This window comes from Streptomyces sp. NPDC107562 (assembly GCF_055657325.1).
Map to the genome: position 1 here is coordinate 95,802 of NZ_JBVKBE010000011.1, position 13,653 is coordinate 109,454.

At 68.3% G+C, this 13,653-nt stretch carries 6 protein-coding genes and 4 pseudogenes; 6 read left to right on the forward strand and 4 right to left on the reverse strand.

Annotated features, from left to right (window positions below; genetic code table 11):
- Positions 1-161 precede the first annotated feature (161 nt).
- The 4 genes and pseudogenes from ACZ7LV_RS27235 to ACZ7LV_RS27250 all read left to right on the forward strand — a co-directional run bounded on the left by ACZ7LV_RS27235 (position 162) and on the right by ACZ7LV_RS27250 (position 4,021).
- Positions 162-1,088, forward strand: a complete 927-nt coding sequence (locus ACZ7LV_RS27235) for a D-alanyl-D-alanine carboxypeptidase family protein (RefSeq protein ID WP_471942966.1) — start codon at positions 162-164, stop codon at positions 1,086-1,088.
- 133 nt (positions 1,089-1,221) lie between these two features.
- Positions 1,222-2,079: an endonuclease/exonuclease/phosphatase family protein gene (locus ACZ7LV_RS27240; protein ID WP_471943219.1), complete on the forward strand. Its 858-nt coding sequence runs from the start codon at positions 1,222-1,224 to the stop codon at positions 2,077-2,079.
- Between the two features lie 122 nt (positions 2,080-2,201).
- Positions 2,202-2,651: pseudogene (locus tag ACZ7LV_RS27245) on the forward strand (transposase); the annotation flags it as partial.
- Positions 2,652-2,794: 143 nt separating this feature from the next.
- Positions 2,795-4,021 (forward strand): amidase family protein, encoded by a 1,227-nt coding sequence (locus ACZ7LV_RS27250; protein ID WP_471942967.1) that lies wholly within the window; start codon positions 2,795-2,797, stop codon positions 4,019-4,021.
- Between the two features lie 34 nt (positions 4,022-4,055).
- Here ACZ7LV_RS27250 and ACZ7LV_RS27255 read toward each other — a convergent pair.
- A pseudogene (locus ACZ7LV_RS27255) lies at positions 4,056-4,201 on the reverse strand (IS701 family transposase); the annotation flags it as partial.
- A 593-nt stretch (positions 4,202-4,794) separates the two neighbouring features.
- Between ACZ7LV_RS27255 and ACZ7LV_RS27260 the strand changes: the two are divergent.
- Positions 4,795-6,024 (forward strand): adenosylhomocysteinase, encoded by a 1,230-nt coding sequence (locus ACZ7LV_RS27260; RefSeq protein ID WP_471942969.1) that lies wholly within the window; start codon positions 4,795-4,797, stop codon positions 6,022-6,024.
- A gap of 179 nt (positions 6,025-6,203) precedes the next feature.
- A pseudogene (locus ACZ7LV_RS27265) lies at positions 6,204-6,377 on the forward strand (IS3 family transposase); the annotation flags it as partial.
- 375 nt (positions 6,378-6,752) lie between these two features.
- Here ACZ7LV_RS27265 and ACZ7LV_RS27270 read toward each other — a convergent pair.
- From ACZ7LV_RS27270 to ACZ7LV_RS27280, 3 genes and pseudogenes are all read right to left on the reverse strand, one after another.
- Positions 6,753-7,472 carry a DinB family protein gene (locus ACZ7LV_RS27270; RefSeq protein WP_471942971.1) on the reverse strand — a complete coding sequence of 240 codons (720 nt, stop codon included), beginning with the start codon at positions 7,470-7,472 and terminating at the stop codon, positions 6,753-6,755.
- Between the two features lie 517 nt (positions 7,473-7,989).
- Positions 7,990-12,309: a GH92 family glycosyl hydrolase gene (locus ACZ7LV_RS27275; protein WP_471942973.1), complete on the reverse strand. Its 4,320-nt coding sequence runs from the start codon at positions 12,307-12,309 to the stop codon at positions 7,990-7,992.
- Positions 12,310-12,906: 597 nt separating this feature from the next.
- Positions 12,907-13,245 (reverse strand): annotated as a pseudogene (locus ACZ7LV_RS27280) (toxin Doc).
- Positions 13,246-13,653: the final 408 nt, after the last annotated feature.

Genomic DNA, 13,653 nt, shown 5'->3' on the forward strand with positions numbered 1-13,653 from the left:
CATGCACGGTGTCCCTGGAGGTGCCTTCCATGTGTCCAGCTCCTGTACCCGCAGAGCGCGACGTAGACCCGGCGGAGTCGCTGGTCTCGTGGCCAGGTACGACCGGCCGGTCGTCTCTCTCTTGTCGTCGCTCCGCGATCATCACGGCGGGTGCTGCAGCCTTGAGTCTTCTGACCGCCCTCGTCGTAGTCCTCGTGAGCTCAGGCAGTGGTGGCAGCCATCAACTGCACAGCGAGTCCGCAGCGCCGCTGCCATGGCCGTCCGAAGGGCAGACGAGCGTGCTGGTCGAGGGCCTGGGTGACCGCGGCGACCTGGGCACCAAGGGCGCGCAGACGCCGGTGCCGATCGCCAGCGTCACGAAGGTGATGACCGCGTACGTGATCCTGCGTGACCACCCGCTGTACAGGGGCGAACCGGGTCCCGACATCACCGTCGATCGGACGGCAGCCAATGAGCCCGTCTCCGGTGCCGAGTCGACTGTGCCGGTCAGGGAAGGGCAGCGGCTGAGTGAACGGCGTCTGCTGGAGCTCATGCTGATCCCTTCCGGGAACAACATTGCCCGGCTGCTGGCCCGCTGGGACGCCGGTTCCCAGGAGGCATTCGTCACCAAGATGAACAGGGCCGCCGACCGCCTGGGCATGGACAGGACCACGTACACCGAGCCAAGCGGTGTCGCGCCCACCACGGTCAGTACCTCCGGCGACCAACTGAAGCTGGCCAGGCACGCCATGCGCGACGAGGCATTCCGGCACATCGTGGCCCTGACAAGTACCACCGTCCCGGGCGTATCCAGCAGGATCCCGAACACCAACACGCTGCTCGGCACGTCCGGCGTGATCGGCGTCAAGACCGGTTCCAGCACGCCCGCCGGAGGGGCCCTGATGTGGGGGGCCGTCATGCCCGACCGTCAGGGGCACGAACACCTCGTACTCGGCGTTGTCCTGCACCAGCGTGCCGACACCAGTCCTCAGGAGGGCCTGCAGGCGGCTCTGGAAACCAGCGGTGCCTTGGTTGAGGGCGTGCGTAAGTGGCTGTCCTCGCAAATGCCTTCAGCCGGCGGCCCGGAGCACCGGACCAGCGAGCGGTGACGCGACCGTGACCATTCATCTCCCTCCAGCGCCCCACGTCGCTGTGTCTGCCGACACCTCGCCTGCCGCCAGCCTCGGCACCTGGCGGCGCGGACGACATGCGACCTGGCTCGCCCTGATTCCCGTATTGCTGATGTCAGGCCATGCGTGGATACCCGACCGGTTCGGTCACCTGGGCAGCCTTGCCGAGACCTTCTTGCCCTGGACTGGCATCAGTGTGCCGCTCCTGCTGCTGTACGCGGCCGCCCGTCGGTCCATGAGCGTCGCCGTGGCAGCGCTGGTGCCCGCCGTCCTGTGGTGCTCGACCTTCGGAGGGACCGTCGCCGACAAACGAGCTGACGGCGGTGACCTGACCGTCGTGACGCACAACGTCAACGAGCACAATCCGCAACCGCACCGCACAGCCCGCGCCCTGGCGGCCTCGGGCTCCGACATGGTGGCTCTGGAGGAGCTGGGCGACGATACCGCGGTGTACGAGGCGGCCCTGGCCGACCGCTACCCCTATCACTCGGTGCAGGGCACCGTGGGCCTGTGGAGCCGCTACCCGCTGTCGGACACCGCTCCGGTCGACATCGCGCCCTGGCCGCGCGCCCTGCGTGCCACCGTCCACACTCCCAGGGGACCGATCGCCGTCTACGTCGCACATCTGCTCTCCGTGCGGTTCACCCCCGGGTCGGGCTTCGGCACGAGCCTGCGCGACGCCGCCGCGCAGCGCCTGGCCACCGCCCTTCGCGCCGAGGCATCGCCCCGTGTTCTGCTTGTCGGCGATTTCAACGGCACCACGCAGGACGGGGGCTTGTCCGCTGTGGTTCACGGGCTGCGATCGGCGCAGGAGGCGTCAGGGGCAGGCTTCGGCTTCACCTGGCCCGCGTCGTTCCCCATGACCCGGATCGATCACATCCTCTTGCGCGGCTTGGAACCACGCTCGGCTTGGACCCTTCCGGCCACGGGCAGCGATCACCTTCCGGTGGCGGCGTCTGTGCGGCTCTAGCCTCGCGCTTTCACGAGGTGGGGTGTCCAAGGCTTGATCAAACAAACGGAGAGTGCTCCTGACCTGCAACGATGGGACGTGTCTAGGGTCCTGTTGGCTGCACGGAAAGAAGCACTCTCCAGGTGAAGAAGCGTATCTGGTCGTACCCGCGTGGCCGCATCGTGGGCGGCGGCCGGGCGGCGGTCTCGCAGGCCGGGGGCGTACTGCTGGTCGAGACCGTCCGCAAGGTCGGCTTGGACACCGCGATATCAGCGGCGCTGACGCCGTGGCGGAAGGCTCGGGCGGTGCACGATCCGGGCAAGATCCTGCTGGACGTGGCCTTGGCGGTCGCACTGGGCAGGGACAGCCTCGCGTATGTCGCCATGCTGCGGGCCGGGCCGACCGTGTTCGGGCCGGTGGCCTCCGATCCGACCGTCTCCCGCTTCATCGACACCCTCGCAGCATCTGGGGAGAAGCCCCTGCAGGCCATCCGTGCCGCGCGGGCTGAAGTCCGCCAACATGTCTGGCGGTTGGCCGGCCGGCAAGCGCCTGATGCAGGCGGGACTGTGACCGTGGACCTCGACGAGGTGCTGGGAGCGGACGTGGACATCGGATGCGTACGCTTCCGCACTTCTGCGGCGCGCACGCAAGCATGCCGACCTGAACTCTTTCGTCACCATCGACGAGTCCGCAGTGCTGGCTGCGGCGGAGGCGGCGGACAAGGCCCGCGCCGCGAGTGCCGATACTCCCCCTGCTCGGTGTCCCGATCGGGATCAAGGACAGCTACGCCACCGCTGGTGTCCGTACCACGCTCGGCGTGGGCAACCTGAAGGACTTCGTCCCGAATCACGACGCAGACGTCGTCGTCGCACTCCGCGACGCCGGGGGCATCGTCTTCGGAAAGAACCTTCTCGTGGAGATGTCCTTCGGACTGACCGGACACAACAGCACGTACGGTCAGTTGAAGAACCCCTACAGCCACGCCCGTGCCCCCGGCGGATCCTCCAGCGGTTCCGCGGCGGCGGTCGCCGCCCGCGTCGTCCCCGCATCAACCGGAGGCGACACGGTGGGCTCCATAAGAGTCCCTGCGTCCCTGTGCGGTGTGGTCGGCTACAAGCCCACCAACGGCCGCTGGCCTGGAGGCGGCGTCGCCCCGATCTCCCACACACTCGACACGACCGGCATCCTCGCCCGCAGCGTCGAAGGCTGCGCGCTGCTCGACCGGGTAGTTGCCGGGCACGCCACCTCCCCCACTTCGCAGCGTTCCGACCTGCGCGGGGTGCGGTTCGCCCACGCCCCCCGGCAGTACATGAGGGTGATCGACCCCGAGACCGCAGCCCACTTCACCGCCGCGCTGAAACGCCTACGCGACGTCGGCGCCGACATCGTCGAAATCAATCTCGGCGACGACTTCATGGACACGACGAACCAGCTGACGTGGAATTTCTTCTTCCGCGAGATGCGGGAAGCGGTCACGCAATTCGTCACCCGCAACGACTTCCCCGTAACGTTCGACGAGATCTACGGCGACATCAAGCCCCAGCTCAAGGCGATCTGGAGCCAGGTTGTCGTACCGGGCGGGCAGGGCTACCTCTCCGACGAGGGCTACGCGTCGGCTCTGGCTTCCGAACGCCCGCAGCTCCAGCGCCGACTCGGCCAGGCATTCACGCAGAGCGCGGCCGAGGCGCTGCTCTTCCCGACCACACCGTGCCCCGCACCTCTGATCGACAACGGAGCGAACTTCACGGTCGCCGGCCAGCAGGTGGACGACTGTTTCCTCGCCTACAACACCATCCCCACCAGCGGAGCAGGCCTGCCCGGCATCAGCGTCCCCATCGGTCTCAGCACCGAGGGCCTGCCGATCGGCCTCGAGATCGACGCGGCCCAGGGCGCGGACAACCACCTCTTCGACCTCGCCCGCCGAGTGGAGTCCCTCTTCGACGCCCTGCCCACACCTGCCTGACAGCAACACCTCACCGCAACGCTGGGTTTCCCCTTCCGTCGGCGGTGACCGCCGTCACCCAGCCCAACGGGGTGCTGTCGGCAATGGCCCGGCGGACCATCGCCTCGGCCATTGTCACCTACTGGCGAAGCCGATGTCGTGACCGCTGCCTGCCCGCCTGCAGCGGTCCCGGTCATCGGATCAAGGGGCGGGCTGCGCGGCTCGGATGCGGTGCCGCTCGTGGACGACACCTCTTGGGGCAACCGGAAGGCCGTCGGTTGAACGGCGCTCTCCAGAAGAACCTTCACGGGGGCACTGCGCGGGTCTGCCCGCGGATGAACGCGTCCGCTTCAGGCCGTCCGGTCACGGCTCATGGCGCAGGGGCGGATGGCTCATGACCTTGGCGTGATGGAACGACCGAGTGCCGTTCCGACGATGTTCCGGGCTTCGTCAGGACTGATGCCGAGGCGTGTGACAAGAGGATGCGGTCGGATTGTAGCGGCAGACTCCGGGACGGCGAGGCAGACGTGGGCATCGTCGGTGATCCGCAGGCCCTGGGCGTGCCGCTCCAGCCACCCGTCATCCGACCTTGTGCGCAGAGTTATGCGTATAACCTCAGCGGGGCGATGTGCTTCGCGAACCCTGTGATCGGTGAGGAGGCTTCTGGCATGAAGGCCCGTCAAGGAGCCGTCACCTCTTCGGCGACCATTCCTACCGCAGCGAGTTCTACGGCTGACCAGTCCACCGACACGAGGGCACACGTATGCCCTCGTTCCGGCCACCAGGGCACACATGTGCCCTGCCGACTGCGCTCCCACCCCCTCCAGCCAAGGAATCTCGCCCTGTCACAGCCCACCTCTGCCCTTCCCTCGCTCACCCACGACGGCACCCTGTGGGCGGCCCGTCACATGCCGCTCCTCATGGCCACCATGCAGAAGCAGGCGTCGGTGTTCGCGGGCCGCCGGATAGGGATCTGTCTCCACATCGAGCCCAAGACCGCCGTCCTGGTCTCCTACCTGGCCCAGGCAGGTGCCGACGTGGTGCTCACCGGATCCCCCGGCACCACGCAGGAGGACACGGCCGACGCGCTGCGCGATGCCGGCGTCACCGTCGTGGGACAGCGCTCCGACACCCTCGACCAGCACCGCGAGAACATCCACCAGCTCATCGACTCGCAGCCGGACCTCATCCTCGACAACGGCGCCGACCTCATCGAAGCGGTCATGGCCCGCGGCGGGCTGCCCTCTCTCACCGGAGCCAAGGAGGAGACCACGACCGGAGGCCTGCGCATCCGTTCCTGCGACACCCCGCCGCCCTTTCCGGTCGTCGTCATCAACGACAGCCGGCTCAAGCTGCTGGTCGAGAACGAATTCGGCGTCGGCCAAAGCGTCGTCCAAGGCTTCATGAACGCCACCAATCTCATGCTGCCGGGGGCCCACGCCACCGTCGTGGGCTACGGGCCCTGCGGCCGCGGAGTCGCCGACACCCTGGCAGGTCTCGGTGCGCGTGTCAGCGTCGCCGACACCGACCCCCATCGAGCGCTCGAAGCAGTGATGGCGGGCCACCGCGTGGGCGATCTGCTCGACCTCCTCCCCCGGACCCAGCTCCTCTTCCTCGCCACCGGTCACCCGAACGTCATCGGCCCGGCGGAGATCGAGAACCTCCGTGACGGCACCCTCGTCGCCGGCGTGGGCCACATGCCCTGGGAACTGGACGCCCAGGCCCTTCGTGAGCAGACCACGTCCGTGCACCGCTCCGGACCCAGCGGCCAAGAACGCGCGATCCACAGTCTGCGCGACGGCCGGGAGATCACCGTCCTCGCCGACACCAAGATGATCAACCTGACAGCCGCGAAGGGAAACCCCATCCAGGCCATGGATCTGGGCCTGACCCTCCAAGCAAGAAGCCTGGCAGCGCTCGCCACCGACGACCGCCTGTCGCTCGTCAACGGCGCCCAGGCCGTCCCTGAGCCCATCGACCGGCAGATTGCCGCCGACCTGGTGAAGGCGCTGACGAGCCTCTGACGCGCGGTGCACGAAGGCACAGCCGGAGCGCTCAACGGCAGTTGAGGCTCCGCCGCATGCGGCGCGCAGAATGCGACGAAGGGCCCCGTAGTAGCGCACACGTGCTTCGAAGACACGGCAGCGTGACCGGCCCTGGGGCTCGATGCCAAGACGGGTGCGGAGACGTCCAGTTGCTGATGTGTGTTGTCGCGCGACGACATCGCCTCGGCCTTGAGGGCGCCCGACGCGGGAAGAAGATCCGCACCACTATCCGGGACGACGGCCAGGAGCGGGCCGGTGACCTGCTGCAACGTGACTTCACCGCGTCCCGTCCGAACGAGCGGTGGGTGGCCGACTTCACCTACGTTGCCACCCGGTCCTTTCACGCCAGATGCGGCCCCGGCAGCCTCACCGAAGCCCTCGCCTTGTTCCGCTCCTGGCCGACCGCGAACACTACCTGAGCAATCACACAGCGGCGGGCCACGGAACCCGGTGAACCTATGCGGTCAGAGCACTAGCTGACGCGGCAGAGGCCGAGCCAAGGGGCCAGCCCCTTGCCGCGGCGGCCGCAGGCCGAACTGCGGGTTGGCCGACCGACACCGGCCTGCCGCCGAACCCGGAATTGGTAGTTGGCGGTGATGGCGGGTGAAGGGGCTGCGGAGCGCACACTCTTCGGGCGGGTGGGGCTATGGATGGTCCGCTTGTCGAGGATGGTCAGCGGCTCGGAGAAGGACAACGGGCGCCCGCAACTATCGGGGAGTAGTCAAACGGGCCCGCCACAGGTCGCGGAGCAGCGCTATCTCGGCCATGTGGTGGACGAATTCGAGGTTGGCCCCCCACAGCACGGAGATGAAGGGTTCCTCGGGGTCGGAGCCGTAGGGGTACTGGGAGAGGCCGACCGTGTCGAGCTGGTCCTCGGTAAGGGTGCCGACGTCGGCGCGCCAGCGGTCGATCACCGGCCAGAAGCGTTCCAGGGTCCGGGTCGCCGAGGGTGAGAAGTCGATCATCTGCTTCGGGTCCTGTCGTCGTTCGCCGAAGGTCCACTCCCAAGCACCCGCGAACTCGTAGTGCAGATGGGCAAGTCGCCAAGCGATGGTCGTGACCGGCGTTTCGTCCGGCTCCGGTTCGCCGGTGTGAGTCAAGATCTGCTCGACCCGCTCGGTGGTCACGCTCCAGTCCTCGGCGATCTTCTCCACTGACATGCCGCCTGCTGCCTGCCGGGCGACCTCCGCGTACTCGCTCGCCGGGATGTCCGCAGCGCCCAGGTCCATCACCCACTCGCCGGGCCCGAACGCCCGCGGTGTCGTCGCCTCGCCGCGTCGCCGCAGCGACCAGCAGCCGGGCACCGGCTCCCAGAGATACTCCTCGTCGCCGAGCCCCGCCAGCCGCACCCCGGCCATCTCCCGGGCCTTGTCGAACTGGTTCAACAGCAGGCCCAGACGGTCAGTCGATACGCCTTCGATCTCCATGAACGGATCCCCTTTGCGGTCGCGCGTGATATCTCATCCCGCTCCGGAGGAGGTTAGCCGTCCCGCTCAGGGGCCCGCGACCGACTTCCTCGCCCCCTGAACCGGTGCAGCACCTCGCGCCTCACCACATCCGGACAGACGTCGACGGGGAGCCGGTAGCGCTCTTCGGTGGGGCGTGGGGGACGGTGCCGCCCGCGGGGTGGTGGGTGTAGGTGGTGGTGGCGCTGTGCGGTGGTCGGTCAGCCTCTGCGGATCCGCAACGCGACCGCGCCATCCCTCGTCCAGATCACTCGAGGAGTCCAACTCCATCTCCTCGCCCCCTCGGCATAGCAGTCACCCCCGCATGCTGGCCAATGACCTGACGCGGTGACCCGCGAAGTACGGGGCCAGCCCTGCCTCACCGTCCGTCAGCGCCCTTGCGCGAGACCGACCGGGCGGACGCCGTCGAAAAGTGGCCTGCCGGACGCCGCAGGGGCGTCCGGCAGGCCGCTTGGCTCATCTTCCGACTAGCACCTGTTCAGTGCATGGAGCGTGGCCGCGGGGGCACTGCGACCCCGTCCTCCGTGACGTACTTGGTTCCGTCGTCGTACTTGGTGATGGTGAAGGCGTCCAGCACCTCACCGACCTCCTTGCCGGTGGTCGACCGGTCGTCCCACTTCGCGGCCACGACGGCCTCGTAGCGCAACTGGTTCTTCGTGACCTTGATGCCCTGGAAAGTCGAGGTGTGACCGGCGCGCACGACCTCGGTCGCGCCGTTGCGCGTCCACACGCTCTCGCCCTCAGGGGCCAGCTCGTAGTACTTCGGGCCGGAGACCGCGACGGTGTAGACCGGTCCCGTGGTCATGCCCGGAGTCCCCGTCGCGTCCGCGTTGACATACCCTCGGGAGTACACGTGGTCGTGGCCCATGAGCACCAGGTCGATGTCCTTGCGCTGGAAGACCGGCAGCCACGCGTCGCGGACCGGCTTCTCGTCACGACCCTCGGCCGCGGAGAACACCGGCTGGTGGAAGACCGCCACAGCCCACTTGTTGGGGTTGTTCTCCAGGACGTGGTCCAGCCAGCGTCCCTGGAGCTCCAGCCACAGCTTCTCCGGGTCGGGGCAGTCCTGGCTGCACGCGGGCAGCCACGGCGGCGTCATCATCGAACGGGCATCACCTGTGCTGGCGTTGAGGGTGATGAACCGCACGCCCTGATAGTCGGTGTAGTACGCCGTCTCCGCGATCACCTTGGCCATGTGGGCCTCGTAGATCGCGCGCTGCCGCTCGGCGGGGGTGGCGCCGGCGTTCCCGCCCGGTCGCGGCCCATTGGCCGGGAACTCGAAGGTCGACTTCCAGGTGCGCAGGAAGGTGTCGCCCGAGTACTCGTGGTTGCCCGGTGCCGCGATGACGTTGGTGGACTGGCTGTAGCCGTCCATGGCGCCGAACCAGTCGCGCCACTCGTTGTCGTTGCCACTGGAGTTGATCAGATCACCGGCATTGACGCTGCCGGCGGCGTCCGGGTAGCGCTCGAACGCCTGCTTCACGACCGGCGCCCACTTGGACGACAGGTCGTTCTGGGCGTCGCCGAAGTACAGGAAGGTGAAGTCCTCGCCCGGCCGCTCGGCCGAGGTGAAGGTGCGGACCGAGCCGAACCGATCGCCGCTGCCCACCTGGTACTCGTACCTGCTGCCGGGCCGCAGCCCGGTCATCACCGCGGAGTGCGAGCGGTTGGCGACGCCCGTGGAGACGATCTCCTCGTTGCCGCGCGCGTCGGCGCGCCGCCACCGGCGGTCGCCGGCCTTGCGGTAGCGCACCTCGCCGGTGGTCACTGCGGCGCCGGTGCGCCAGGTGACGGCCTGCGAGGAGTGCGGGGTGCCGGTCGGAGTGAGCACGATCCGCTCGGGCGCCGTGCCGGGGACCTGGAGGTCCTCCTTGGTGGTCAGCGCGACGTCGAAGACGTGCATGATGCCGCGGTCGGTGCTCTGCGGCAGGACCACGGAGGCGACACGCTTGGACGGGTCGAGCAACCGGGGCACGGTGCCGAAGACCTTGGTCTCGACCGTGTCGTTGCCGCCGGCGGCGCGGTTGCGGCCGACCGTGGTCACCAGCGGGGTGTTGCCGAACTGGTAGTTGGTGCCCGGGGTCCAGTCGGTGAACTGGACCCCGACCTGCTGGGTGGAGCCGTCGGTGTACTCGACGACCGCGGTGCCCTGGGAGGGACCGTTGGTCGCCAGGCCGAGGAAGGAGATCCCGGTCGCCCGGACGTCACCCATGTCGACCCGCTGGCCGTGCGGGATCCAGTTGTCCGGCTGTCCCGGCTCGGTCTTCGGCCAGGTGAAGGTGACGCCGGTGTCACCGTGCGGGATCCGGGCGCCGGGGGCGGCACCGGCCGCGGCCAGGCGGTCGCGGGAAAGGGAGTTGTCACTCACGTCGAGCGAACCGGTGTCGCCGTCGCCGTCCGTCGTAGTGCCCACGTTGTTCCGCGCGTCGCTGCCGTCGGTGAACGACGGGGGTACGTCGGAGGCACGGGCGCCCCAGGTGCCCTGGCGCGCCGACATGGTCAGCCGGATGTCGCCGCCCTCGCGGGCGAAGTCCTCGTCCAGCCAGGAGCGCGTGGTGGAGCGCCCGTCGACCTTCATGCCGGTGACATACGGCATCGTGGAGGCGCCGTCGGCCTCGATCTCGATGCGGCGACGGCTGTCGGCGCTGTCGATCACGACACGGTCGAACCGTGGGCCGCTGACGACCAGGTCGGCGGTGCCGGGGATGGCCGGGTAGAGGCCGACGTTTGCCCACACGTACCAGGAGCTGAGCGACCCGAGGTCGTCGTTGCCCGGCAGGCCCGAGGGCGTCGTGTTGTACATCTGCGTGGACGCCCGGTTCAGCGCCTCGCGCGCCTTGTTCGGCTGACGCAGCCAGTGGTAGACGTACGGCGCGCCGAAGCTCACCTGGTTGCTGAGGTAGGCGCCACGGACGTTGTAGACACCAGCGTCGAGGGCACTGAGGTGCTCGTCCAGTGCGGTCGTGGTGATCTCTTGGCCGCCGCGCTTCTCGATCAGCGTCCCGAGGTTGTGTGGGACCATCCAGCCGTACTGCCAGCCGGTGGACTGCTCGAACTGGTCGCCGCGGTCACCGAGGTTGAAGTTGCGGTCGAAGCCGTTGCGGTCGCGGGGCCTGATGTGGCGGCTGCTCTCATCAAAGACGTTCTGCCAGTTCTGGGCGCGGGCCATGTAGCGGTCGTACGTCGTCCTGTCGCCGAGGCGCTGGGCGAGCTGGGCGATGCCGAAGTCGTCGATCGCGTACTCGAGCGTCTTCGAGGTGGCCGCGTCCGCCTTGCGGTTCTCGATGAAGCCGACGCTCATGTACTGGTACCCGTGGCGGCGCAGTGTGCGGTCGGCGGGCAGCGTCTGGGTGGCCTTCATCGACTCCAGGGCGGCGCGGCGGTCGTAGTCGGTGCTACCGAAGGCGTCCACGGAGGACAGCAGGGACTGGAGCGAGTCGCCGCTCATCTTCTGCTGGAGCTGGTTCAGGTGCGGCCAGTTGGGCCACTTGCCGCTCTGGGTCACCATGTCGGTGATCGACTGGTTGATGTCGCTGCCGACCTTCGGGAAGAGCAGCGCGACGAGTTGGGCCTGGCTGCGGTAGGAGTCCCAGCCGGCGTAGGTGACGTAGTGGTGGCGTCCCTCGGCGACCTTGTGGACCTTGCCGTCATAGCCTTGGTAGTCGCCGTTGACGTCGTCGAACGTGTTGGGGTGCAGCAGCGCGTGGTAGAGGGCGGTGTAGAACTTGGTCCGCTCGGCTTCGGTGCCGCCGTCGACCCGGACGGTGTCCAGGGCGTCGCGCCAGACGTCCTCGGCGCCCTCCCGGACGTCGTCGAAGTCTTCGCGTGCGGCGACCTCGTGGGCGGCGTTCTCGGCGGCGTTCGCGATGCTGACGTAGCTGAGGCCGACCTTGGAGGTGACCTTCGCGCCCTCGTCGAACATGAGGTAGGCGCCGGCGCCGTGTCTGGCCTCGGCGGCGCGCGCGGTGGTGGAGCCGGGGGTGACGTCGCCGCCCTGCCAGGTGCCGTACGAGCGGATCGGCTTGTCGAACGAGGCGGAGAAGTAGGCGCGGTAGCGCCCGCCCTCGTCGCAGATGGAGGCGGCCTCGACCCACCCCTCCACGGTGGTGCCGTTCCTGACGGTGACCTCGCTGCCGAAGACCCGGTTGTTGGAGCCGGCGACGTCGAGGATCAGGGTGGAGCTGTCGGCCTCGGGGAAGTCGAAGCTGCTGACCGCGGTGCGGGTGGCGGCGGCCAGCTCCGTCTTGACATCGTTATCAGTAACAACGGAGTAGTACCCGGGCTCCGCCTGCTCGCGGGCGTGGTCGAAACCGAGGTAGTAGTCGGTGATGTCGCTCGCCGGGCTCTTCGGCAGGGCACCTCCGGGCAGCGTGCCGGTGTACGGCAGGAGGGGGAAGTCGAAGCCGCTGAAGCGGCCCTCGCAACCGGTGCCGGACAGGCGCGTCATACCGAAGCCGCGGAGCTTGTCAGCGGTGTACTCGTACCCACCCTTCTGGTCACCGTCCGAGGTCCGGTAGGTCACGGGGCTCGACTGCACCATGCCGAAGGGAACCGTCGCGCCGGGCCAGGTGTTGCCGTAGGCGCTGTTGCCCTTGTTCTGGGCGGTGTCCAGTCGTGTGCCGATGAAAGGGTCGACCGCGTCGAACGCGCTGATCCGGGAGGCGGTCTCGGCGCCCTGGGCGACGGGCGGGACAACGACGAGGGAACTGAGGGCCAGTGCGGCCGCAGCGACTCTGCGGCCGCGAGGCCGGGAGAAGGGCGTGCGCTGCAGGAGCGACCGCCCAGGGAATGTCCACATCTGGGATGCGGCGCCTTTCGATGAATGACCATTCGTCGCGGACGCGACGTCATGACCGACTCACACTCATGGTGGAGGTGTTCGCCCGTCAGTCCTCCGAACGACAGTTCCGTGAACAGACGTCGAACAGAGTACCGACGTGGCCGGTGATATGCAGTCCACTGTCGATCGCGGGTTTCGGTGGCAAAAGGTGACGAACCGGTAGTGAACGCGCCTCATATGAAGTCGGTCGGCCACCGCTGACACTCGCCTGAGCGGCGAGTACGAACCCCTGCACATGCGTGGGGGTCCGGTCGACCTCATACCGCTGCGCCGGCCCATCGAGGACAACTCCACTGAACGACGCCCGTGTCGGCGAGAGGGCAATCAAGTCCCCCTGCCTCGACCGTTCCATCGCGTCCCCAACTCGCGAGAGTGGCGAGACCTACCAGGGGCGGCGATGCCGAACGCGTACGCCACGACCTGGCCCGGGTACTTCTCCAGGCGCCCGAGCCCCACCTGAGCGCAGCGCACAACGCCGTCGGACTGACGGCTCCTCCCGTTCTCCCGTAGGGCAGGAACCACTGAGAGGCCGTCCTGCGCGGGCGGCCCGACCCTTCAGATGCACCAGGAGCAGAGTGTGTCAGCGACCTCGTAGATGCTCAGCTGGGTCTCGTGGGCTCTTCTGGTCACGTCGGGCAGGGCCCCGCGGGGCGGGCCGATGCCTTCCCCGCACTGGTTCAGGTACTGGCTGGTGACGAAGGCCGAGGAGGCTGTTGCGGTGGGGGAGCGGTTCGAGCCGCACGATCGTGTCCAGGAGCGCGCCTGCGCGCCACGCGGCATCAGGGTTGGACGCAGCAAGGATCGGCATGCGGGTCTTGTGACGGGCGACAGCCGCGACAGGGCCGAGTAGTCGGTGACGGACACATCGTCGCGGCCCGAGGGCGATGTGCCCACTCCGTAGTCACCAGCTTCGGAGGCTCACCGCCCTTGCTCCGCAACACACTCGCCGATTGCCTCCCGATCGCTGGTCCTGCTGGTGCGTCCCGGTCCGCATGCCGACTGGACCTTGGCGCCGTCCAGGTCCCGCCGGACGGGCGTCCTGTTGGGTGTGCTCCTGTAGTCACCGACCCATAGGTGGGCGGCGTCCGCGCACGGCGAAGTACAGCGTCAGGCCGGCAGCCGCAACGATCCTGAGCCTCCTACCAGACGCTGCGTCGGCTCCAGGGCAAGGTGCTCGTCTAGCGGCACGCGGACGCCGAGGCGCCACCGCGCGTGGAGTACAGCCTTACCAAGATCGAGCGCACTCCGGGGGATCCCATCAGAATGCTCACCGCCTGGGCGAGGGACCACGATGAGGCGATC

Excerpts from the sequence above, each read along its gene's own strand:
- ACZ7LV_RS27240 (WP_471943219.1), top strand. The coding sequence starts at position 1,222 with ATGTCAGGCCATGCGTGGATACCCGACCGGTTCGGTCACCTGGGCAGC.
- ACZ7LV_RS27270 (WP_471942971.1), bottom strand. The coding sequence starts at position 7,472 with ATGGAGATCGAAGGCGTATCGACTGACCGTCTGGGCCTGCTGTTGAAC.
- ACZ7LV_RS27275 (WP_471942973.1), bottom strand. The coding sequence starts at position 12,309 with ATGTGGACATTCCCTGGGCGGTCGCTCCTGCAGCGCACGCCCTTCTCC.